We start from the raw sequence: 22,529 nt of genomic DNA on the forward strand, positions 1-22,529 counted from the left end.
TTATCAGTCGGTTCCGGTCCACCAGTCCTCCTCACCGTCATCGGCCAGCAGGGATGACGCGTTCATGGGCGAGGGTTCAGCCGCGTGTTCGCGGTCGTTGGAACCCTCGTTGGACCGCTCGTTAGAACCCTCTAGTGAGCTCGCGCCGTGAACAGCGAAGGTGTTGCGGCCGACCAACGGGGTCTCGCCACCGCGGCCGGCGTCGGCGTCGGGCTCCGCCTCGACCGGTGTGGTGGCCGCGTCGCCGAGCAGTCCGCGGCGTTCGGCGATCGGCAGGCCGGTGTGCCGCCGGGCGAGGCGGCGCAGCTCGGCGGCTCGGCCTCGGATCGGCTTGGGTGGGGCGATGGTGTCCGCGGTGACCGGCGGAGCGACCCGGCCGCCGGCCACCGGACGGAGGACCACCTCAAAGCCGCCGAGGCGCATCAGGTCGCCGTGGTCGAGGTAGGGGCGGACGTGGTGGGCCTGGTCGACGGCATCGCGCGGGGCGAGTGCGAAGTACACCTTGTTTCTGGCGTTGGCGTCGATCGCCTCGGCCATCTCCCCGGACAGCTGGCCCAGGTACTGGTGGGCCAGGACGAACGAGGTGTGCAGGCCGCGGGCCTCGGCGAGGGCGTCGTCGATGCCGATCGGCAGGTGCAGGAAGTTGTGACACTCGTCCAGCACGACCATCGCGTCGCGGCGGTCGGCCTCGGGGATGCGGGCGCGGGCGGCCGTGGCCTGCCACAGCCCGGCGAGCAGGAGCGACCCGATCAGGCGGGTGCCGTCCTCACCGATGATGCCTTTCGGCAGCCGGGCGAGGAGCACGCCGCCGTCGAGGACATCGGCGAACCGGAACGTCGTGGACGGCACGCCGAACAGGCCGGAGGCGAGGGGGTGGGCCAGGACGAGACGGAGCCGGGACAGCAGCGGCGCGACGAGCCCGGCGCGTTGCCCGGCGGGCAGGCCGTCGAAGCCTTCCCAGAACTCGCCAAGGGTGTTGCCCTCCCACGCGCCCAGGCTGCCGACCACAGCCCGGACCCGTCCGGCCCGCCACTTCGGATCGGACAGCAGCCGCGGGAGCTGCGCCAGGGTTGAGCCGGGCAGGTGGGCGAGGGTGAGCAGGGCGTGATAGCAGATGTCGGCGGTGCGGTGGCCCCACCAGCGGGCCCACACCTTCGACATGACGGAGGTGACGGCGGCGGCCACGTCGTGCGCGGTCCCGCCGTGCACCTGCGGGTCGAGCAGGTTGATCGCCGGCGGGGCGGCCCGCTCGTCCGGGTCCACGATGACCAGCCGGTCCCCGCAGCCGCTCGGCAGCACGTCGAGGAGGTCGCGGATGAGGTCGCCTTTGGCCGGGTCGAACGCGGCGACCCCACGCCCGGCCTCGACGTCATCGAGGATCATCCGCAGCAGCAGCGACGTCTTGCCGGTGCCGGTCGGGCCGCAGACGTGCAGGTGGTGGCGGCAGTCTTGCAGGGAGATGCCGACTCGGACGGCGGGGCCGGCGTTGGCTACGCCGATGACTTTGCCGCCGAGGCCGTGCCGTTGCGCCGGTGGGACGAGGTTGAGCCGCCGCTGCTCGCGGCCGTTCGGCAGGGCGGAGCTCGCGGCGTTGCGGGTGGCCGTCACGGCGCGCTCCACACGACCGGCGGGTCCGTCTCGTCCGGGTCGGCTGGCCCCGTCGCGGGGGCGGGTGCCGGGCGGCGGCTCGGCCGGGGCGTGACCGGGGCCGGTCCGGCGGTGAACACGTCGCGGCTGGCCGGGCGGCGCCGGGAGGCGGCGGCGGGCAGCCCGTGGGCAGAGGGTTCGGCGGGCAGCCCGGCCACGGCGGCGGTCTCCTCGACCGAGGCGAGGGTCATCCGCGACGCGGGCACCCACCGCCATGTTGCGGCCGTGTGGGCTCGGCGCAGCCAGCGGCGGGTGAAGTGCGCCGACAGCAGCCCGAACCCGGAGGTGATGTCGGCGGCGGCGGCCCGCGCCGCCGCGACGGTCGGCCCCGTCGTGGTGGCGTGGACCGCGACGAGCAGGTGCGGGGCGGCGGCCAGCTTGCCCCGCGCTTGCCTCGCCAGCTCGGTCAGGTAGGGATCGGAGCGGCTGGCCTGGTGCTTGCGGCTCGGGCCGGGCGTGACCACGTTGAGCACGCCGATGATCAGCGCCCGGAGCCCGTCCGCGAGCAGGCCGGCCGCCCTCGATGTCCCGGTGCGGGGGCGGCGGGCCCGCTCGGGGTTGATGGTGGCGCGTCGCAACCCGGCGACCCGGCAGGCGGGGGCACGGGTGACGTGGACCTGCAGCAGTCCTCCGCCGGTGCGCCCGGCGGCGGCGAGCCCGTCGTAGACGGCCCGGAGCCGGTCCTCCTCCGGCGGTGCCTCGGCGTCCCACCGCTGCCCCCGCGACGGCGCGGCGCCCTCGACGATGGGCAGCCACTCCGGTTGCGTCGTCCGCACCGCGACCGCAACGACCAGGGCACCGGGCGCGAAGGTGGGGGCGCTGGTCTGTTCGGCGCGGGCGCCGGGCCAGGCTCGTTGCAGCAGCCGCAGCACGGCGGTCGGGTTGACGCCGGGCGGCAGCCAGAGCCCGCACCGCATACCGCGCGGGGTGGCGTGGACCTCCCAAATCAGCCGGGGCGGGCGCCACGACCAGCCGCTCGAGACGGGCAGCGCCGTGGCGAGCAGCCGCCACAGGCCCACGGTCGCGGCGGGCGTGGCCGAGACCGGCGGGACGATCTCCAGCCAGCGGGCGCGGGCGGCGTGGCGGCGCCACACCCGCCGCCGCCACCACGTCCAGCCGACCCGGGCCGCGATCAGCAGCACGAGCCCGGCCAGCATCGCGGGCCAGTGGTCGCGGACAAACAGCGACACCGTGGCCGGGGCGCCATCGGCCCAGGTGCCACACATCAAGTGCCCGAATACTGAGCCGGGCACACCGTCGTGTCCGGGGACACAGCTGGACGGCGGACCTGCGGGCGGCGGGCTCGGCACGGCCGGGGTCGGGGACGACGGGGCGAGGAGGGTCAGGTCCAGACGCATGGGGAACTCCATCCGGGTTCGGTCGAGGCTCGTCAGCGGCGGCCGGCGGCCGGGCCGGTGACGATGAGCTGGTGTTCGACCTCGGACGCGAGGCTGTGAAAGGCCACCCGGCTGTTGCCGCAGGCCAGGAGCGCGTCACCGCGGGCCGCGGACAGCAGGAACGCCCGCTCCCCGTCGGTAAGGTCGAACGCCTCGGTGACGGCGTCGATCGCCTGCGGCGCCTGCCGCAGCAGCACCTGTGTGGCCGCGTTGGACACCACAGCGCGGCCGATGTCGGTGCCGAGCACGTCGGCGGCGTCCTGGGTGACGACGGTCAGCCCGGCCCCGTACTTGCGGGCGGACTTGGCGAGACGGAACAGGAACTTGGCGCCGAGCCCAGCGCGGAGCATCAGCCACGCCTCATCGACCAGCACCATCCGCCGCACGTCCGGCGAGGCCGCGTTGGCGACCTTGCGCCAGATCGCGTCGAGGGTGAGCAGCGTGCCGACCGGCTTCAGCTCGTCGGGTAGGTCCTTGATGGCGTAGACGACCAGGTGCCCCTCCGGGGCGGTGGTCGTCGGGCCGTCGAACAGCCCGGCGAACGACCCGGCCACGTACGGGTGCAGCCGCGAGGCGAGGGTCCGCCCGGCCTCCCCGATGTCGGTCAGGGCCTGGGCGACGTCGACGAGCAGCGGCGGCGGGCGCCGCCAGGTGCGCGGGTCGGTGGTGATGCCCTTCGCCCGGTACGCGGCCAGCACGGCCGCGTCGAGGACCGGCACCTCCAAGGGGTCAAGGACGGCGGCCGGGTTGTCGCCTGCGGTGAGGACCGCGACGAACGTCTGCATGAACAGCGTCCGCCGGAACAACGCATCGTCGCCGTCGGCGGCGGACAGGTCGAGCGGGTTGATCCGCACACCGGCGGCGCCAGGCCGGATGACCGTCCCGCCGACCGCCTCCGCGAGCCGGAGGTATTCGTCTTCGGGGTCGATGACGAACGCCTCCACCCCGAGGTACAGGTTGCGGAGCAGGTCGAGTTTGGCCAGGTAGGACTTGCCCTCGCCGGAGCGGGCGAGGATGACGGCGTTGAAGTTCGGCTGCGCCCACCGGTCCCAGACCACCACCCCGGCCGAGGCCAGGTTGAGCCCGTAGAGCACGCCCATGCCGGTGTCCCCGACGGTGACCGGCAGATCCGGGCTGGTGAACGGGAAGCTCGCGGCCAGGGCGTCGCTGTCGAAGACCCGGCGCATCCCGAGGGCGTCGTAGGCCAGGGGCAGGCTGGTGATCCAGCCCTGCAACTGCCGCCAGGTCACCGGGGCCACGTCGAGCAGCAGCGACGAGGCCAGGCCACGGACCTCGGCCAGCCGATCGGCGAGATCTTCGGCATCGGCGCCGTGGACGGTCAGGTACAGGCCGAGCCGGAACAGCCGCGCCTCGCCCCGGGCGACCCGGGCGGCGAGGTCGGCGGCATCCGCCGCGGCGGCGTCGAGCTCGGGGTCGTCGAGGCGGCCCTTGTCGGCGTCGGACCGGCGCGACGATTCAAGTCGGCCGCGCTGTTTGCGCAGCCGGTCGGAGGCGACGACCGGTGGGACGGGCTCGATGTGCAGGGCGACGTCGACCCGGTCCGGGTAGGACAGGATCGGCTCCAGCCACCCGGCGCCGACCTCGGCCGGATAGCCGACCACGGCCAGGGTCGCGGAGTAGTCGTCACCGACGCGGACCGACCGGCCGCCGACCTCGACGGCGTCCGGGCTGCCCGGCAGCACGCCGGGGCTTCCGGCCGTTGTGCCCGCAGGGCGGCGGCTGCGGAATGGGGTGAGCAGGTTCATGCGAGGTCACCGTCTTCCGGGTCCGCCGGCGGCTCGGCCGCCGGGTCCGAGGCGTCAGCCGTCCAGCCGGAGCTGGGGGCGGCCGGGTCGAGGCAGGCGGCGAGTGCCGCCTGCGCGTGGTAGCCGTCCAGGACGGTCGCGGCGACCTCGCACCCGGCCAGGGCCCGCACCGCCTCCCGCGCCTGATGGGCCGTGTGGGCGGGGCCGCGCCGTCCCCGCATGGCGACGGTCACCTCCCGGTGCAGCAGCTCGCGCTGGGTGGCGAGGTCATCGAGGAACGCGACGTGTGAGCGGGCCGCGTCTTCGAGGGCCGGGTGTGGCAGCCCGGGGGCGCGGTGCTCGATCCGGTCGGCGACGTGGGTCAGGTCGACGCGCTGCGCCCGCACGAGGATCTGCGTCGGCCCGGCGAGGCTGTTCAACCAGCGGGCGAACCCGGCGACCAGGCCGTTCTGCTCGCCGGGCGAACGCAGCCCGAACGCCACGGTCGAGGCGGACACGAGGGCGGTCGTGCCGTCCGGGCCGAGGTCGATCAGCCCCTCTGTGGTGATGCCTTTCGCGGGCAGCCGCAGCGGCGCCGGGAGCGGTAGTTTGCCACCGGGGGCGCCGGTGGTGGCGACCCAGGGCGGGGCGGCGCGGATCGGCTCGTCGGCCGGGACGAAGCGGTGCGGGGCGCGGCGGTGCCGGATCGCGGCCAGGAGCCAGCCGTCGAGGCTGACCCCGTCACGCCGGCCGACCGCGAGGAAGAACGCCGCCCCAGCGACCGGGATCGACCCGGCGATGAAGTACAGCGGGTCGACGACCGGGGCGAGGGCGGTCCACACCGCGTAGAGGATCAGCGCGGTCACGGCCAGAATGACGACCTGCCGCAGGGTCAGACCGAACACGATCCGGTCAGGCCGTTCCACGTCTGCGGGTACTCGCGCCCGCAGCGGCTCGTCAGGGATACGACGGGGCATACGTGCTCACGCCTTTCGGGGACGGCGACGCGGGGACGGGGGCGAGGCCACCGGCGGGGACGGCCGGGCGGTCGGGGACGGACCGGCCACCGGGGACGACCGGGGAGCGGGGACGGGCCGAGCCGCCGGGACGGGGCGGGGAGCCGGGGACGGGCCGGGCCGGGGCGTCGGGGACGGGACGGCCGGGGGCACAGGCGGGGACGGCCGAGCCGCCGGGGACGGCGCGCGGCTGGTGCCGGTCGGCCGGGGCGCCCGTGTGGACGCGGCCGAGGCTCGCCTCGCCGCGGTCGGACGCGGCCGAGCCGGCGCCGCCGAGAACACCGGCGTGACCGGCGCTGGAGGCCGCTTCGGCGCGGTCTGCGCCTTCGGCGCCGCCGAGAACGCCACCGCCGGCGCCCTGGTGGAGGCCGGTGCCGAGCCAGACGCGGCCGTGCCCGACCCCGGCGCGCTCGACGCCGCGGTGCTCGGTGCGTGGCTGAACGGCGTCACGCTCGGCGGCGCCGCAGCCGACGAAGCCGAGACCGTCCCTGGTGCGGTGCCCGGTGCCGCCGAGAACACGGCGGGCGGGGCGGCGCTGGCCGGGGCGGGCCCGGGTGTGCTCGGTGGGGCGGCGTTGCTGAACGCCGGGGCGGCCGTCGTCCCGGCGGGCTGCGGCAGGGGCGTGTGGGTCACCGGGGCGTGGCTGAACGGGGCCGGTCCGGGCGGCGCCGGGGACGGCCGGGACGGTCCCCGACGCGGCGGCCGGGGCGGGACGGGACGGGGCGCCCGCGCGGGACCGCCCGGACGGGGACGGGGCGCCGCCCCGCCTCCTCGCCGGGCGGCCGTCCCCGCGACGCTGCCCGCCGCCTTCGCCCCGCCGAGGATGCCGGCCGCCGCGCCGAGGGTCTTGATCGTGAGGTACGTCTGCACGAGCTGGCCGAGCAGTCCCCGGCCACGTTTCTGGCCGAGTGGCCCGAGGACGAAATGCTTCGTCCAGCCGGGCACCTTGATCATGATCCAGAGCATGGTGATGCAGACGAGCAGGCCGATGATGCCGTTGGTGGTCGACGGCACGCCGAGTGTCGTGGCGCCGGTCGGGGTCAGGAACACGCGCACGGTGGCCAGGACGAGGGCGGCCTGGGCCAGCTGCATGCCCAGGCAGGCGCCCACGGCCCGCCACCACAGGTAGGCGAGCCCTTCGGTCTGCGGTGTCGCGTGGCAGATCAGCGCCGCCGGGGCGATCCCGAACAGCACCGCGAGGCAGGCCACCCGCAGCACGAACGTGACTTCGAGGATGAGCATCATCACGATCGCCGCGAGGACCAGCAGCACGGTCAGCAAGCCGTTTCCTGAGTCGAGGGCCGCGGTGAGTGTCTGCCCGATCGCGGCGGCGGCCTGCGGGCCGTCGACGCCTTGACCGGCGATGGCGGCGCTCAACCCGTTGGTGACGGTGAGCATCTCCCCGCACAGCAGCAGCGACACGTTCGCGCCGACGCCGCCGAGGATCAGCCGCGGCAGGATCTCCTTGAGCCCGAACCGGTTCTGCAGCGTCTCCCGGGACGCCACGACGAACCCGGCCAGGACCACGAACAGCACGAACAGCGCATTGGCGGTGACCAGGAAGGTGGTCCACATCGCCTTGACCTGCGGGTTGTTCGTGAGGTCGGGTGTCGACAGCCAGCTCTGCCCGACCGCCGACAGCACCGGGGCCAGGCCGGTGCGGGCCACGTAGGTGAGGAAATCGTTGATCGCCTTGCGGATCTGGCCCGAGATGTCGTACCAGGCCGGATCGTCGTCCCCGCTCGACGTCGCCGGCGGCGACGGGCTCTGGCCGGGCGAGGGGTTGGGGTTCGGGTTGGGACTCGGGCTCCCGGACGGCGACCCGGTCGGGTTCGGCGTCGGAGTGGCCGTCGGATTCCCGGTCGGGTTGCCCGGGTTCGGGGTGGGATTCGGGCTGGGGTTTTGGGTCGTCGTCGGGTGCGGGTACGGGCTGGGCGTACTGCCCGGGTCGGCCTGCGCCGGCGAGGCCGCCGCGACGGCGACCCCGCCCACGACGCCGAGGACGAGCACCAGGGCTACGCCGAGCCGGGCGAGGCGGCGGCGGCCCCGCCCGGCGGAGTTCGGCCGGTGGGTCATGGCTAGGCCACCCACTGCCCGACGATGCCGACGATCAGCGGCGCGAGCGCCGCTAGGGCGTAGCCCAGCGCCGCCGACTTCAGCGCCAGCTTGGCCCGTTCGACTTCGCCGGGGTCGCCGTTCGCGGCCATGTAGCGCAGGCCGCCGACGGTGAGGAACAGCGTGGCGACCGCGACAAGGATGCCGACCAGCCACAGCCGGATACGGTCGACCAGAACGTTGATCGTCTCCGGCGCGGCCAGCACGATCGTGCCGCGCTCAGCCGCGTACGCAGCGGTTTCGCCGAGCACGAGGACGACCGCGACGCATCCGGCCAGCAGGGTCAGGACCGGGATTGCTTGCGTGGCCCAGTAGAGCACCCAGTTCGAGGGGTGCATCCGAGGGCGGCGTGGCCGCCTCGGCTTGCGCCGCAGCGGGCGCACGCGGTCGGGCTTGGTGGTCATGAGATGTGGGCACCTCCGGGCGCAGGCCGGCACCGGCCCCGGGCATGGCGGGGCTCGGACGCGGCGCGTGGGTGGCAGAGGCGGGAGCGAACGATCCGCGCGTGGTGACCTGGAATTCCGACCGGCGCGGGGGCCGTCCTCCTCACAGAGGTCAGATGGGCCGGGCGAACGGGGTGTCAGCGCCGTCAGCGGGGCCGGTCGGAGGTCACCTACGCGGGAAGTCCCGCACTAAGGGAATACAAATCCGCGGGTCGTTTTGGAACAGCGCAGCTCAGCGGTGGTGTCTCAGGGGCGGCCGGGCACTGGCTCGGGGGCGGTGCGCAGGGTGGCCTCGGCGATGACGTCGGCGGTCGGGTCGCTGAGCGCGCCGGCTCGGATCGCGGCGACGAGCCGCTCGACGGCGGCGGTGCGCCGCTTGTAGACGCCCCACCGGGGCAGGCCGGAGCGCTCGGCGTAGTCGGCGACGCTGGTGTCTTCCAGGTATGTGCCGCCGATCAGGTCGGCCTCCGCGGTGGTGAGCACCCCGAGGCGCACCGCGCGGGCGAGGACCAGGTCGGGGTGGCCGTACGGGGCCGGCGGCAGAGCCGAGCCAGGCGCGAAGTTCGCCTCCCCGGACATGGCCGGTTCCTGCTCCCGCAGCGCGGCGCGAGCACCGGAAAACGTGGCGTTGAGCAGGGCGTTCACGATGCCCGGCTGGTCGATGTCGACCGTGTGCAACGCCTTCAGGAACGCCTCAACCAGCGCGGCGTGCAGATCCCCGGAGGACAGCTTCGACAGCAGGTACGCCCGGTGCCGCAGCCCCGGCAGGGCCACGCCGACCGCGCCGACCACCCACCGCTCCGCGCCGGTGCGGGCCTGGGTGACGAGGAACCTCCACGCGGCGTCCTGCGCCGGCGCGCTGCACGAGGGGTGCATGAGGATCGCCGACAGCTCGGGTAGGACGATCCGGCGGCGGGGCAGGCCGTGGCCGAGCTGGCGGCCGTCGACCGCCTGCGGCTGCGGGCCTTCCGCCGCCAGCCGGAACCGGTACTCGATCGCGTCCAGCAGCGCCGCGCCGGGCCGGGCGCCCGGGTGCCCGGCGAGCTGGCCGGCGGCCGGGCGGGTGTTCGCAGACATGCAGGTACTCCCTGATGGTGAGGTGGGATGCCGAACCGCGACCGGAGTCCGATCGGCGGTGCAGCACCCACGCCACCAGGGCCTTTGAACAGATCACGAACACTGATGATCTTGTTGCACATTGAACAAGGCGCGTTCAACGAGGGCGACGCGGACGGCCGTCAATGCAAAGGGTCCGAGCCGTGCGCAGCCGCGTTGGTGGTCTGTGCAACGTCGTGGCAGCCCGTTCAACCTGCCGTCTTCAGGGACGGACGCTCGTCCCGAATCGCACGAACGCCTCCGGCGAAGGGGACACCAAAAAAGGTCCGCGCCAGGCGGCGCGGACCGGAGGTGTTCATGGTCATCGGCGACATGTCCACCGGCATCTGATCTTGTTCAAGCCGCTCAACCGTTGCAATGATCTTGTTCAACCCGGCGGTGTCGATCTTGTTCAAGGGTGATGCCGGGACACTCCCGGCTAAGGCAGAGCAACGGCGGCGCGGCATCGCGGCAAAGTCATCTTCATCGTTCTTTCGGCCGGAGGCTCTGCGCCGGTGTTCAAGGTCTGACCTGCGTGTTCAACGTTGAATGGATCTTGTTCGTGGAGGTTGAACACAGCGCTCGTGCGAGGCTTCGCGGGCGGGTGGGCTCCAAATCGGGGCCCGGATTTGTATTCCCTTAGTGTCAGCGCTTGTCGGCGGACGTGGCCACACCATCCATGCCGCAGACGCCCCAGCACACTCCCGATCCCAGCCCCGAACGCCCGCGCGTCGGGCTGTTCCTGATCCCGACGCACCGGCGGCGCGTCCCGCTGGTCGACGCGGACGCCTGGCACGGCCTCGACCCGCACCGTCTCGCCTGGCTGATCCGGCACTACACCAGGCCCGGTGACGTCGTCCTCGACCTCGACATGCACCCGACCGTCGCCCGCGCGACCTGCTACCTGCACCGGTACCCGGCGATCCTCGTCCCCGACGGCGACGCCACCAGGGTCCGGCTCACCGGCGTCCGCGCCCGGCCCGAGCGCATCCGGCGCCTCACCGATCGCGGTGTCTCGCTGCTGCTGGCCGGACTGCCCCGGCCCGGCGGTGACCGCCTCGGCCTGCGCGCCCTGACCGATGCCATGGACCAGTGGCGCCGCCTGCTGCGCCCCGACGGGTTCCTGCTCACCAGACTGCCCGCGCAAAGCCCGCAACCGGGCCAGGTCTCCGCGCGCAGCCTCGTCATCACCGCCGCCCGCGCCGCCGGGCTGCGCTACCACCAGCACCTCCCGGTACTGCTCGTCCCGCTGCCGGAGACCGAGCCGCGGACCGACCCGGCCACCGCTGCGGGCACCCGGCCCGCGCTACTCGACGGCCGACACATCCCCGTCCACCTCGACCTCCTCGCCTTCGGCTCGACCACCACCGATCAGGAGGCCGCCAATGCCTGAACCCACCTCCTCCACCCGCGGACAAGCCCTCGGCATCCAGCCAGCGACCGGTCGTGACCCGGACGTCGCCCGGCTGTTCGAGCTCATCACCGAAGGCGTGCAAGGGTCGGTGCTGCTGACCGGGCAGACGTCATTTCGTGGCCAGCGCAGCGGCCGGTACACCCCGGCCTCGACGGCGCACCCGGCCAAGATGCTCCCGGCCATCCCCCGCTACCTCATCGCCACCTACACCGACCAAGACGATCTGGTCGCCGACCCGATGGCCGGCATCGGCACCACCATCGTGGAAGCGATGCACCTCGGCCGCCACGGCGTCGGCGTCGAGTACGAACACCGCTGGGCCAACCACGCCGCCGACAACATCCACCTCGCCACCAGCCAAGGCGCAACCGGCACCGGCGAGATCCACACCGGCGACGCCCGCCAGCTGCCCGCACTGCTCCCACCCGAGACGCACGGCCGGATCGCGCTGGTGGTGACCTCCCCGCCGTACGGGGACTCCACCCACGGCCGGGCCATCACACCCGGCCCCGGTCGAGGGAAAGTCCGGGCGGTCAACAACCGGTACGGTGCCGATGCCGGGAACCTCGCCTACGCCGGGCACGACGAGCTGATCGACGGGTTCATCCAGATCCTCACCGGCTGCGCCGCGCTGCTACGACCGGGCGGCCACGTCGCGGTGACCGCCCGGCCGTACCGGCATCGCGGAGAGCTGATCGACATCCCGGGCATGGTCGCGGCGGCCGGTCTCGCCGCCGGACTGACACTGATCGAGGAACTCGTGGCCCTGATCGCCGGAGTGCGTGACGGCGTGATCGTGCCGCGGGCCTCGTTCTTCCAGCGCAAGAACGTCACCGAAGCGGTCGCCGCCGGTGACCCGCAATGGCTCATCCAGCATGAGGATCTGCTCGTGTTCCGGCTGAAGTCCGGCGGGCGCTACTCCGAATCGAGCGGGTCAGCGCTCGGCGGCAGGCTTGATGCTTCTGCCCTGTCGCGCATGGATCGACGTCCACCGGCGCCCCCCGCCAACGCGGGCGGTAGCGCCACCGCACCCCCAGCCCACCCGGGCCGGGACGCCGAAAGGACACCCGATCCGTGCCCGCCCTACCCACACCCCGCCCCGGGGTCCGCACCGACCGATCCCACCGACCACCGGCCATCCCCCAACCACGACACGTCGTCCCCGCAGCCCGATCCGTCCGATGCGGCAGGTCGGGGATGACCACGCCGACCGCCGCCGCAGAATGGCGGCCCGACCCTCTCCTGACCATCGATGACGTCGCGGCCTGGCTGGGCAAGCCGAAGAACACCCTCTACGCCTGGCACAGCCGAGGCAAGGGACCACGCGCCATCCGGGTCGGCAACACCCTGCGCTACCGGCGCAGCGAGGTCGAACACTGGCTCGACGCCCACACCGACGCGGAGCGCTGAACCATGGCCCGACCTCCACTACCCGTCGGCACCTGGGGCAACATCCGCACCGAGACGCTCGGCCCCAACCGGCACTGCGCCCGAGCCCGATTCCGCGACTACGACGGCACGACCCGCGACGTCGAAGCCACCGGCACCACCGGCCCCGCCGCCATCCGCGCATTGAAAGAGAAGCTCCGCGACCGAACTGCCCCCAACGATGACGAGATCACCAGAGAGACCCACGTGAGCGCCCTCGCCGAACTGTGGATCGAGGAAATCACCGCAGAGGAAGCGGTCACACCACAGACGATCGACAAGTACGCAAGCGTGGTCCGTACCGCCGTCGTGCCAGCACTCGGCAACCTACGGATCCGCGAAGCCAGCGTCGGCCGCCTCGACAAGGTCCTCCGTGGAATCGCCAAAGACCATCCGGTTGCGGCAAAACTTGCCAAGGTCGTCCTCGGACAGATGTTCGCCTTCGCGGTCCGCCGAGGCGCGTTGACGACCAACCCGGTCCGTGACACCGGTCGACTCCGTGCACCGCAGCGCAAGGTGGTCGCCCTCGACACCGAGCAACTGGACGCCGTGCGCTCGGCAATTCGCACATGGCAGCAGCCCACACCAGGCAAGTCGGGGCCTCGACCCACCGGCGACCTGGCCGACATCGTCGACCTCATGCTCGCCACCGGCGTCCGCATCGGCGAGGTCCTGGCGCTGCGGTGGGCGGACGTGGACCTCGCCGCCGACCACCCGACCGTGACGATCTGCGGCACGATCGTCTATGTCAAAGGCAAAGGCTTCTTCCGGCAGGACTGGACCAAGAGCAACGCCGGATACCGGACCGTCATCCTGCCCGGATTCGCGGTCGGGATGCTGCTGGCGCGCAAGCTCACCGCCGCCGACAACCCCATCGATGCGATCTTCCCCTCCCGGCGCGGCACCTGGCTGTCCCCACACAACGTCCGTCGCCAGTGGCGCCAAGCGCGAGCCGACACCGGTCTCGAATGGGTCACGCCGCACACCTTCCGCAAGACCGTCGCCACCCTCATCGACAAGGAGGCCAACACCAAGAACGCCGCCGGCCAACTCGGGCACGCCACCGAGCACGTCACCAAGAAGCACTACGTCGAGAAGCCAGCCCTAGCGCCCGACAACTCCGCCATCCTCGAACAGCTCGGCGGCAGCCGGACGACACCCGACCAGCGCGGCGCACGGGGACCACGCCGGGCCGCGTAAGCGCCCACGGCCAGCGGGCCGACAGCCTGCCGAACCTGACCGCGCACCGGCGTTACCGGGGGGTTATCGGGGGACAGTTCAAAACCACATAGATAAACTTGAAGCCCTGGCCAGCATAACCGCTGGTCAGGGCTTTTGCTGGGAGCCGACGGGGGGACTTGAACCCCCAACCTTCCGATTACAAGTCGGGTGCGCTGCCAGTTGCGCCACGTCGGCCTAGACCCACGATCGTACTTGGTCTCGATGCTCCCTCGCGCGGGAGATACCTCCGGGCGGAAGTGGGCGAAGGCGGGCAAAAGTGGAGCATGACCTTGGCATACGGTCCGTAAGCGCTTAAGGTGAACCCCACTCCGTGTCTGGCATCGTCGCCCGGCTCGGTGAACTTCTACTCGGATCGTCCGGCACGTTCCTGCCGGTGGAAGGTGGCTACCCCATGGCTACGGTCACTTACGCGAAGGCGTCCCGGATCTACCCGGGCACCCCGCGTCCCGCGGTTGACCAGCTCGAGCTCCAGATCGGTGACGGCGAGTTCCTCGTGCTCGTCGGGCCCTCCGGCTGTGGCAAGTCGACGTCGCTGCGCATGCTCGCCGGGCTCGAGGACGTCGACGCCGGTGACATTCTCATCAACGACCGCAACGTCACGCACCTGCCGCCCAAGGCGCGCGACATCGCGATGGTGTTCCAGAACTACGCGCTGTACCCGCACATGACGGTGTACGAGAACATGGCGTTCGCGCTCAAGCTGCGTAAGACGCCGAAGCACGAGATCGACCGGCGCGTGAAGGAAGCGGCCGCGATGCTGCAGCTCGAGGACTACCTCGGCCGCAAGCCCAAGGCGCTCTCCGGTGGTCAGCGGCAGCGTGTCGCTATGGGTCGCGCCATCGTGCGTGAGCCGCAGGTCTTCCTCATGGATGAGCCGCTGTCGAACCTCGACGCGAAGCTGCGTGTGCAGACCCGTTCGCAGATCGCCACGCTGCAGGCCAAGCTCGGCATCACCACCGTGTACGTCACGCACGACCAGGTCGAGGCCATGACCATGGGTCACCGCGTGGCCGTTCTGCTGGACGGCGTGCTGCAGCAGGTCGACTCGCCGCGCGCGCTGTACGACCGGCCGGCCAACGTCTTCGTCGCGGGCTTCATGGGCTCGCCGGCGATGAACATCAAGACCGTTCCGCTCACCGAGCAGGGCGGCCGCTTCGGCGACGTCATCCTCCCGCTGACCCGCGAGCAGATCGCCGCGGCGCAGCAGGACGGCTCCAACGGCCGCGTCACGGTCGGGTTCCGGCCCGAGGACACGGACCTGGTCGGGCCGAACGACGGTGGCATCCCGATCACGGTCGACCTGGTCGAGGAGCTCGGCTCGGACGCCTACGTGCACGGCACCGTCGCGCTCGAGGGCCAGGACGAGCGCTTCGTGGTTCGCGCCGACCCGCGCCGCACGCCGCGCCTGACCGAGATCGTGTACGTTCGCCCGCACGCGAACACCCACCACGCGTTCAACGCCGCGACCGGCCACCGGATCTGAGGATCCCGCTGAGTCCGGAACAATCGGGCGAAAGCTAGCACGCAAACGAAAGGGCGGCGCCGAAAGCGCCGCCCTTTCGCGTCGGTCACGCGAGGGAAAAGGCAGTTCAGGCGAACGACCAGACCTGCAGCTTCCCCCCGCCCACACAGGCGATCTTCGTGACGTTCCAGGAGCAGCTCGCCGACGCCACCTTGTTCAGCGTCCCCAGCGCCACCCGCTCCCCAGACGACGACGTAACGCCGGTCAGCGTCACGTTGTCCTCGATCGAGCTGGGCGCCTTCGCGAAGAAGAGCAGGCTCCCGTTGGTGATGCGGACGCCGTACCCCTCCTGGTCCTCCGGCTTCAGCAGCTGCCCGCCGTCCTCGCCGAAGAGCCGGCTCGTCTCGCTGCTCCCGCGAGGCGTCGTGGCCAGGATCTCCTTGCCGACCGGAACCAGCCCGGACGTGCCCTTCGCGTCGCCCTGCCACACCTGCTTCTTGTCCGGGATCGAGATCGACCGCAGCACGGTGTCGTCCGACGAGGATGAGTCCAGCACGCACAGCCGATCGGAGCCGCACGCGGCCACGTCCACGATGCGGCGCTTGTCGTCCGGCGCGGTGTAGAGCTGCTCGGGCTCCCCCGTCTTCGTGAGGTCATAGGCCTTGATCGTGTACTTCGAGCTGGTCCCGTACACGAAGAGCCGCTGGTCGTACATGGCGTAGCCGGCGGAGCTGTCGGCCGTGTCGTTCCACGAGCGCACGATCTTGCCGCTGCCCGAGTCCCGCAGATTGATCTTGTCATCGTCGATGGTGACGAACTGGGTGCGGGACTTCAGTTCGCGGTTCGTCGGGGCGCCCACCAGGTCGGACGGGCCGCGCTCGTCGCCGGCCACGATCGGCCCGAGCACGCTGGTGCCCCTGGCGTTGTCGTCGAGCGTCCACTTGTTGGCGCCGTCCCAGCCGTACGCATTCGTCTTCTTCGCCTTCGTGGAGTGCCAGATCCACACGGAGTCGAGGAAGTACACGGAGTCGCCCGTGGCGAACGGCTGCTTGCCCCGTTCCTTGCCCGAGCTGTTGAGCATGATGAGCACCGGGCTGGTCCCGGAGGTGCCGATCAGGATGATGCCGTCCGGGTTCGGGTAGATCTGCCACCGGTAGTTGTCGTCCGCGAGATCGTACTGCCAGACCTTCTTGCGATCGTCGAGGTCGTACGCCACCACGTGCACGTTCTTGTCCAGGGTGTAGAGCGCGTACGTGCGCGAGGCCAGCGTCGCCGTCACCGGGTAGTCGAGCTTGGCGTCGAGGTCCAGCGAGCCGGCGGTCGCGACCGTCTTGAAGTCGATTGAGTTGATCTTGTCGCGGAAGAAGAACCAGTAGGTCCCGGCGCCCACCAGCGCGATCACGACCAGCGCCGCGACCGCGCCGACGAGCAGCCCGGCCCGGCCCCGGCGACGCGGAGGTGCGACGGGCACGGCGGACGGCGGCGCGGAGAAAGGTGCGGCGGACGGCGGCGCGGAGAAAGGTGCGGCGGACGGCGGCGCGGAAAAGGGTGCCGTGGGCGGGCTGACCGGGGCCGCCCGCATCCCATAAGCCGAGGGTGGGGCCGACACGGGAGGCGGGCCAACCGGCGAGATCGGCGCCGTGGGCGGTGCGGAATGCGGAGCCGCCGAGACGGGGATGCTTTCGGTTTGGTAGCCGGTGACGGGTACCAACTCCGCCAAAGCTCCTTCGGCGACCGGCAGTTCGGGCTGCTCCAGTACAGTCGGCGCAATTCCCAACTCGGCGTGCAGCAGCCGCGCGGCCAAGGGCAGGCGCGACGAGCCGCCCACCAGGAACAGGCCGGCGAGTTGGTCGGGGCGCAGGCCGGCGCCGTGGAGGACCTTGCCGGTCTCCCACACGGCGCGGCGGATGAGCGGCTCCGTGACCCGCTCCAACTCCTCGCGCGTGAGGTGCAGCGCGGCGTCCTGGCCGGGAATCGCGATCGGCGCCACCGTGGCGCGCGAGAGCATCTCCTTGGCCCCGCGGATGTCGTCCCAGAAGAGGCGCCGGTCGCGGCGCTGCGTGGTGGACTGCGGGTTGCGCAGCGCGGCCCACGCGCCCGGCGCGGTCTGGTTGATCACGGCGCCGAGGTGCTCGACGATCGCCGCGTCGACGTCGAGGCCGCCGAGGTCCTCGATGCCGCCGGAGCCGATGACCGTGAACCGGCCGTTGTCGTTGCGCACGACGGCGATGTCGAGCGTGCCGCCGCCGAAGTCGAACACGGCGAGCGAGGAGCCGACGGCGACGGGGCGGCGCAGGACGTCGGCGAAGTACCGGGCCGCGGCCACGGGCTCGGGCACCAGGCGCACCGGCGGCCAGCCCGCCCGCCGCGCGGCCTCGGCGAGCGTGTCGCGGCGGCGGTTGCCCCAGGCCGCGGGGTACGTCAGGATCGCCGCGGGCAGGAATCCGACGGCCTCGACGGCGGCGCGGGCGACCGCCGCGAGGATCGCCGCCAGCAGGTCGACGGTCGCGAGCTCGCGGTCGCCGAGCAGAACGGTCGGCTCGTCGATGCGCCGCTTCGGGTTGGGCTCGAAGCGCGACGGGTCGAGGCCGGCCATCCGGTACGCGTCCCGGCCCACGTGGATGCGGCCCTGCTCGTCGACGTACACGCCGCTCGGCATGATCGGCGCGCCGTCGACGAGCAGGGGCCGCGTCCGGCCGTCGGGGTGGCGAACCACCGCGACGGTGTTGGACGTGCCGAGGTCGACCCCGATGGCGAAGCCCTGCTGAGGCTGAGTCACCGGCCCATCCTAGGGTCGGGGGTAAAGATCTACATTCGGCGACGACGGCTGACTTCGGCCAACGTAACGGCGGCCGCGACCGATGCGTTCAGCGACTCGACATCGGACACCATGGGGATGCCGACCCGCAGGTCGCAGGTCTGGCCGACGAGTCGCGACATGCCACGGCCCTCGGAGCCCACGACGACGACCATCGGGCCGACCGCGGCCTCCAGCTCGTACAGCGAGGCCTCACCGTCGGCGTCGAGCCCGGCGACGACGAAGCCCTCCTCCTGACACTGCTTCAGGGTGCGTGTCAGATTCGTGACCTGGGAGACCTTGACCCGCGCGGCGGCGCCCGCGCTCGTGCGCCAGGCGGTCGCGGTGATCGCGGCCGAGCGGCGCTCGGTGAGGAAGACGCCGTCGGCCCCGAACGCGGCCGCCGAGCGGATGATCGCGCCGAGGTTACGCGGGTCGGTGATCCCGTCGAGCGCGATGAGCAGCGGTGCGGGGGACTCGAGCGAGGCGGCCAGCAGGTCGTGGAACGGCTCGTAGGCGAACGGGGGGACCTGCAGGCCGAGGCCCTGGTGCAGGACCCCGCCGGTCATGCGGTCGAGCTCGTTGCGCGTGATCTCGAGGATCGCGATGCCCCGCTCGGCCGAGGTGCGCACGGCCTCCTTGACGCGCTCGTCCATGTCGAGGCCGAGCGCGACGTAGAGCGCCGTGGCCGGCACGTGCGTGCGCAGCGCCTCGACGACGGGGTTGCGCCCGACGAGCAGCTCCGGGCCGTCCTTGGGCGTGGCCGACTTCCGGCCCGGCGAGACCCTGGTCTTCGCGATGGGCGAGGATCGCTTGGCGCCGAACGGGCCCTTGCCGGCGGTCCGCTTCGTCCCCGGCTGCCCGATCTTGGGCGCGCGCCCCTCGGCCGCGGCCGCCCGGCGCTCGTTGTCCTGCTTGCGGGCGGTCTTCTGCGGCAAGGGCTCGTCACCGGAGTAGCCCTTGTGCCACGGGCGCTCGTCCGCGGGCAGGGTGCGGCCGCGCCCGGCGAGGGACTGCCGGTTCTTGCCGCCGGACCCCTTGACGGCGCCCTTCTTCGATACGACCCGCTTGCCGCGGCGTTCGGAGTTTCCTGGCATCAGTTTCTCAGTGCTCCAACGTCCATCGTGGACCGGCCGCGGTGTCCTCCACCACGACGCCGGCGGTCTTGAGCTGGTCGCGGACCGCGTCGGCGGCGGCCCAGTCCTTGCGCGTGCGAGCCGCGGCGCGCTGCTCCAGGGCGAGCGCGACGAGCGAGTCGACGACCTTGGTCAGGTCGCCGGCGTCGGTCGAGCGCCACTGCGGGTGCAGCGGATCCACCCCGAGAACATCAAGCATCGCTCGTACTTCCCGCAGCGCCCGCTCGACCTGAGGCCGATCGGCGGCGTTGAGGGCGGCGTTGGCGTCGCGCACCGCGTCGTGCACGACCGCGAGCGCCCGCGAGGTGTTGAGGTCGTCGTCCATGGCCTCGGCGAACGCGCTCGGCACGGTGCCGAGCTCGCCCTCGCCGACCTGCTCGGCGGCGCGCAGCACGAAGTTCTCGAGCCGGCGATACCCCAGCGCCGACTCCGCGAGCGACTCCGGCGTGTATTCGATGACCGAGCGGTAATGCGGGCCGAGGAGGTAGTAGCGCACCTCCACAGGACGTACACCCGAATCCACCAGCGACTCGAGGGACACGACGTTGCCGACGGACTTGGCCATCTTGGTGTTGCCGAGGTTCAGCAGCGCGTGGTGCACCCAGTAGCGCGCGAACCCGTGCCCGGCCGCCTTGGACTGCGCGATCTCGTTCTCGTGGTGCGGGAACTGCAGATCGAGCCCGCCGCCGTGAATGTCGAACGCGGTGCCGAGGTATCGCCAGCACATCGCCGAGCACTCGATGTGCCACCCGGGCCGCCCGGACCCCCACGGCGACGGCCAGTTGGCGTCGGTGGGCTCGTCGGCCTTGATGCCCTTCCACAGCGCGAAGTCGAGCGGGTCGCGCTTGGCCCGCACCGGCCCGTCCTGCGCCGCCTCCATCGCGTCCGGCCGCTGCCCCGACAGCGCTCCGTAGGCGGGGTACGAGCGCACGTCGAAATACACGTCGCCGCTGCCGTCGACCGCCTCATAGGCGTGCCCGTCCGCGATCAGCTGCTTGATCAGCTCGTGCATCTCGGGGATGTGCCCGGTCGCCCGCGGCTCGTAGGTCGGCGGCAGCACCCCGAGGCGCTGGTAGGTCGCGGACAGGAGGCGCTCGTTGGCATACGCGATGGCCCAGAAGGGCTTGCCCGCCTCGACCGCCTTGACCAGGATCTTGTCGTCGACGTCGGTGATGTTGCGGATGAACGTCACGTCGTAGCCCGACGCGAGGAACCATCGACGCAGGACGTCATAGTTGACGCCGGAGCGCAGGTGGCCGATGTGCGGCCCACCCTGCACCGTGAGCCCACACAGGTAGATGCCGACCTGCCCGGGCGTCAACGGGACGAAGTCCCGGACCGATCGGCTGGCGGTGTCGTACAGGCGTAGGGTCACACGTCCAAGGGTAACCGCCGATACTGATCATCCTTGCGTCCGCCGTCGGCCTTATACCCTGAGCCCCGTGGCTACCGAGACGGCGCAGACCCTGGATCGGGGACTGCGTCTCCTCCACCTCGTCGCCGAAACCCCCGCCGGCCTGACCATGACCGAGGCCGCGACGGCCCTGGGCGTGGGCCGCGCGGTGGTGTACCGCCTGGCCGCCACCCTCACCGAGCACGGCATGATCCGCCGCGACCGCTCCGGCCGCCTCCGCCTCGGCGCCGGCCTGCTGCACCTCGCCCGCCGCGCCCAGCCGCTCGTCGCCGACGCGGCCCTGCCCGCCCTGCGCCGCCTCGCCGAGACCGTGGGCGCCACCGCCCACCTCACGATCGCCGACGGCGGGGAGGCCTACGCGCTGGCCGTGGTCGAGCCGAGCTGGACCCAGTTCCACGTGGCGTATCGCACCGGGTCGCGTCACCCCCTGGAGCAGGGCGCCGCGGGCAAGGCGATCCTGGCGGGCCGCCGCGGCGACTACAACCCCGTGACGACAACGGGCGAACTGCAACCGGGCGCCCACGGCGTCGCGGCGGCCGTCCCGCGCGTGGAGGGCCTCGACGCGAGCGTCGGCGTGGTGGCGCTCACCGAGCTGGATCCGGCAACGGTACCGGCTGAGGTGGCCAACGCCGCCGCCGCGATCGCGATGGCCTTGTCCTGACAACCGGCGGGGCGGGTCGCGCGTCTTCGTTGCCGTGGGTGTTGTGCTGGCGTGGTCGGCGATCGCGCTGCCGTGGCTCGGGCTGGGCGTGCCGGTGCTGTTCGGGGTCGCGGTCTGGCGGCGGTCGCTCTCGGCGTACCTGGCCGTGCTGGTGTGTGCCTCGGGCTGGCTCGCGGCCTTCGGCGGACCACTCCTGCCGGCCTCGGCCGCGCCCGGCGATCTCGTCGTCGTGCAGCACAACTTCAGCGACGAGAACCGGGATCCGGCCGGGACGATCGCGACGCTCATGGCGGTGCGGCCGGACCTGATCGGACTCGAGGAGGTCACCGTCGACCTCGAGGTGCCGCTCCCGCATCACGTGGTCTTCGGGACCGTCGGGCTCTGGTCGCGGTATCCGATCTCGAGCGCCGCTCCTGTGGACATCAAGCCGCACGGGCTGGACGCGGACTGGCGGCGAGGGCTGCGGGCGGTCGTGCGGGGCGTGGTCGTCTACGTGGTACACCTGCCGTCCGTGCGCTTGGACACCGGATGGCGCGACGACAGCGCCGCTCAGCTCGGGCGGTGGCTGGCCGGCGAGCGGGGGCCGGTCGTGCTCATGGGCGATCTCAACGGCACCGTCGAGGACCGCGGGCTCCGGCCGATCACGGCACGCATGTCCACCGCGCGGGGCGGGTTCGCGTGGAGCTTCCCGGCCGCGTTTCCCGTCGGGCGCATCGATCAGGTCATGGTGCGCGGCGGGGAGGTGTCCGGGGTCTGGACGCTCGCCCGGACCGGGAGCGACCACCTTCCCGTTGCCGCGCGCGTCACAGTAGGCGGTGCAGGCGCTCCCGGGTCCGCTCGGTGAGCATGCCGGCCGCCGCCTTCCCGCTCCCGCGCGCGTCACAGTAGGCGCTGCAGGCGCTCCCGCGTCCGCTCGGTGAGCATGCCGGCCGCCGCCTTCCCGCTCCCGCGCGCGTCACAGTAGGCGCTGCAGGCCCTCCCGCGTCCGCTCCGTGAGCATGCCGGCCGCCGGGCCGAGCGCGTGCTCACGGACCTCGGCGTGTGCCTCCGGGGCCGGGCACATGAACACGGCAAGCACGCGCAGCGAGCGTTCGCCAGCCGCGTGCGCCGCCCCTCGACCGAGAGCCAGTCGCTGATGTCGATCCGCGTGAGGTCCCCCACGATCTCGCGATTGCGCTGGTTGCGGCGGAATCCGCGCTGAGCCAGCACGCGATCCCGGCGGTTCCACCGTTGCGCGCGTTCGGCATTCGGCCCGATGGCCAGATCGAGCCACGCCCGCCAGCCGTGCAACGATCCGCCGCAGCTGCCGCAGTGGCAGGCATGCCTGCGCCCGTTCGAGCAACTGTCATTGTGACGACCGGTAGCCACGCTGCATCACCGACCTCTTCACTCACGAACACTCAGCGTCACACGCCTGTTACCCCAGTCCATAGGCATGAACAGATGCATGAGCGCCTGAATCCGTGCCGGCTTTGGGTTCGTACGTGTGTTCGAAAAGGAGTAGGATTGAGGGGTCG

General features: G+C 72.1%; 19 protein-coding genes and 1 tRNA gene. 7 read left to right on the top strand and 13 right to left on the bottom strand.

The window, feature by feature from the left end; genetic code table 11:
* Positions 1 to 3 precede the first annotated feature (3 nt).
* The 8 genes from ABT369_RS03590 to ABT369_RS03625 all read right to left on the bottom strand — a co-directional run bounded on the left by ABT369_RS03590 (position 4) and on the right by ABT369_RS03625 (position 9,874).
* A complete protein-coding gene (locus ABT369_RS03590) occupies positions 4 to 1,608 on the bottom strand; it encodes a type IV secretory system conjugative DNA transfer family protein (protein ID WP_350610109.1) in 1,605 nt (534 codons plus the stop codon).
* Positions 1,605 to 2,837 (bottom strand): hypothetical protein, encoded by a 1,233-nt coding sequence (locus tag ABT369_RS03595; RefSeq protein ID WP_350610110.1) that lies wholly within the window; start codon positions 2,835 to 2,837, stop codon positions 1,605 to 1,607. The genes ABT369_RS03590 and ABT369_RS03595 overlap by 4 nt, the downstream gene beginning before the upstream one ends.
* A gap of 200 nt (positions 2,838 to 3,037) precedes the next feature.
* Positions 3,038 to 4,810, bottom strand: a complete 1,773-nt coding sequence (locus ABT369_RS03600; RefSeq protein WP_350610111.1) for a VirB4 family type IV secretion system protein — start codon at positions 4,808 to 4,810, stop codon at positions 3,038 to 3,040.
* Entirely contained in the window at positions 4,807 to 5,766 is a 960-nt protein-coding gene (locus tag ABT369_RS03605; RefSeq protein ID WP_350610112.1) for a PrgI family protein, read from the bottom strand. The genes ABT369_RS03600 and ABT369_RS03605 overlap by 4 nt, the downstream gene beginning before the upstream one ends.
* Positions 5,767 to 5,772: 6 nt before the next feature.
* On the bottom strand, positions 5,773 to 7,881 hold the full coding sequence (locus ABT369_RS03610; RefSeq protein ID WP_350610113.1) for a TrbL/VirB6 family protein: 2,109 nt from the start codon (positions 7,879 to 7,881) through the stop codon (positions 5,773 to 5,775).
* A 2-nt stretch (positions 7,882 to 7,883) separates the two neighbouring features.
* Positions 7,884 to 8,324: a hypothetical protein gene (locus tag ABT369_RS03615; RefSeq protein ID WP_350610114.1), complete on the bottom strand. Its 441-nt coding sequence runs from the start codon at positions 8,322 to 8,324 to the stop codon at positions 7,884 to 7,886.
* Between the two features lie 285 nt (positions 8,325 to 8,609).
* Positions 8,610 to 9,440 carry a hypothetical protein gene (locus ABT369_RS03620; RefSeq protein ID WP_350610115.1) on the bottom strand — a complete coding sequence of 277 codons (831 nt, stop codon included), beginning with the start codon at positions 9,438 to 9,440 and terminating at the stop codon, positions 8,610 to 8,612.
* A gap of 227 nt (positions 9,441 to 9,667) precedes the next feature.
* Positions 9,668 to 9,874: a hypothetical protein gene (locus ABT369_RS03625; protein WP_350610116.1), complete on the bottom strand. Its 207-nt coding sequence runs from the start codon at positions 9,872 to 9,874 to the stop codon at positions 9,668 to 9,670.
* Between the two features lie 236 nt (positions 9,875 to 10,110).
* Here ABT369_RS03625 and ABT369_RS03630 point away from each other — a divergent pair, with 236 nt between their 5' ends.
* Genes ABT369_RS03630 through ABT369_RS03645 form a run of 4 tightly spaced genes read left to right on the top strand, consistent with a single transcriptional unit; the run spans position 10,111 to position 13,500 of the window.
* On the top strand, positions 10,111 to 10,851 hold the full coding sequence (locus tag ABT369_RS03630) for a hypothetical protein (RefSeq protein ID WP_350610117.1): 741 nt from the start codon (positions 10,111 to 10,113) through the stop codon (positions 10,849 to 10,851).
* Entirely contained in the window at positions 10,844 to 12,073 is a 1,230-nt protein-coding gene (locus ABT369_RS03635) for a TRM11 family SAM-dependent methyltransferase (protein WP_350610118.1), read from the top strand. The genes ABT369_RS03630 and ABT369_RS03635 overlap by 8 nt, the downstream gene beginning before the upstream one ends.
* Positions 12,070 to 12,282, top strand: a complete 213-nt coding sequence (locus ABT369_RS03640) for a helix-turn-helix transcriptional regulator (protein ID WP_350610119.1) — start codon at positions 12,070 to 12,072, stop codon at positions 12,280 to 12,282. The genes ABT369_RS03635 and ABT369_RS03640 overlap by 4 nt, the downstream gene beginning before the upstream one ends.
* Positions 12,283 to 12,285: 3 nt before the next feature.
* Positions 12,286 to 13,500, top strand: a complete 1,215-nt coding sequence (locus tag ABT369_RS03645; RefSeq protein ID WP_350610120.1) for a tyrosine-type recombinase/integrase — start codon at positions 12,286 to 12,288, stop codon at positions 13,498 to 13,500.
* Positions 13,501 to 13,643: 143 nt separating this feature from the next.
* On the opposite strand, the gene ABT369_RS03650 is transcribed toward ABT369_RS03645, so the two are convergent.
* Positions 13,644 to 13,716: transfer RNA gene (locus ABT369_RS03650), tRNA-Thr, on the bottom strand.
* Positions 13,717 to 13,933: 217 nt separating this feature from the next.
* Between ABT369_RS03650 and ABT369_RS03655 the strand changes: the two genes are divergently transcribed.
* Positions 13,934 to 15,025 carry an ABC transporter ATP-binding protein gene (locus ABT369_RS03655; protein WP_350610121.1) on the top strand — a complete coding sequence of 364 codons (1,092 nt, stop codon included), beginning with the start codon at positions 13,934 to 13,936 and terminating at the stop codon, positions 15,023 to 15,025.
* 106 nt (positions 15,026 to 15,131) lie between these two features.
* Here the strand turns inward: ABT369_RS03655 and ABT369_RS57905 are convergent, their stop codons facing one another.
* Genes ABT369_RS57905 through cysS form a run of 3 tightly spaced genes read right to left on the bottom strand, consistent with a single transcriptional unit; the run spans position 15,132 to position 20,312 of the window.
* Positions 15,132 to 17,783 (bottom strand): Hsp70 family protein, encoded by a 2,652-nt coding sequence (locus ABT369_RS57905; RefSeq protein WP_502891691.1) that lies wholly within the window; start codon positions 17,781 to 17,783, stop codon positions 15,132 to 15,134.
* 29 nt (positions 17,784 to 17,812) lie between these two features.
* The gene (rlmB, locus tag ABT369_RS03665; protein WP_350610122.1) at positions 17,813 to 18,898 is read right to left on the bottom strand and encodes a 23S rRNA (guanosine(2251)-2'-O)-methyltransferase RlmB; all 1,086 of its coding nucleotides are present in this window, start codon (positions 18,896 to 18,898) and stop codon (positions 17,813 to 17,815) included.
* Positions 18,899 to 18,905: 7 nt separating this feature from the next.
* Complete coding sequence (cysS, locus tag ABT369_RS03670; protein ID WP_350610123.1) at positions 18,906 to 20,312, bottom strand: cysteine--tRNA ligase; 1,407 nt, start codon at positions 20,310 to 20,312, stop codon at positions 18,906 to 18,908.
* 67 nt (positions 20,313 to 20,379) lie between these two features.
* Here cysS and ABT369_RS03675 point away from each other — a divergent pair, with 67 nt between their 5' ends.
* Together ABT369_RS03675 and ABT369_RS03680 are read left to right on the top strand one after the other, a co-directional pair.
* Complete coding sequence (locus tag ABT369_RS03675) at positions 20,380 to 21,012, top strand: IclR family transcriptional regulator (protein ID WP_350610124.1); 633 nt, start codon at positions 20,380 to 20,382, stop codon at positions 21,010 to 21,012.
* Between the two features lie 34 nt (positions 21,013 to 21,046).
* Positions 21,047 to 21,856 carry an endonuclease/exonuclease/phosphatase family protein gene (locus ABT369_RS03680; protein ID WP_350610125.1) on the top strand — a complete coding sequence of 270 codons (810 nt, stop codon included), beginning with the start codon at positions 21,047 to 21,049 and terminating at the stop codon, positions 21,854 to 21,856.
* A 111-nt stretch (positions 21,857 to 21,967) separates the two neighbouring features.
* Here ABT369_RS03680 and ABT369_RS03685 read toward each other — a convergent pair whose 3' ends face one another.
* Complete coding sequence (locus tag ABT369_RS03685; RefSeq protein WP_350610126.1) at positions 21,968 to 22,090, bottom strand: hypothetical protein; 123 nt, start codon at positions 22,088 to 22,090, stop codon at positions 21,968 to 21,970.
* Positions 22,091 to 22,529 lie beyond the last annotated feature (439 nt).

Source organism: Dactylosporangium sp. NPDC000244 (assembly GCF_040300725.1).
Taxonomy (GTDB): domain Bacteria; phylum Actinomycetota; class Actinomycetes; order Mycobacteriales; family Micromonosporaceae; genus Dactylosporangium.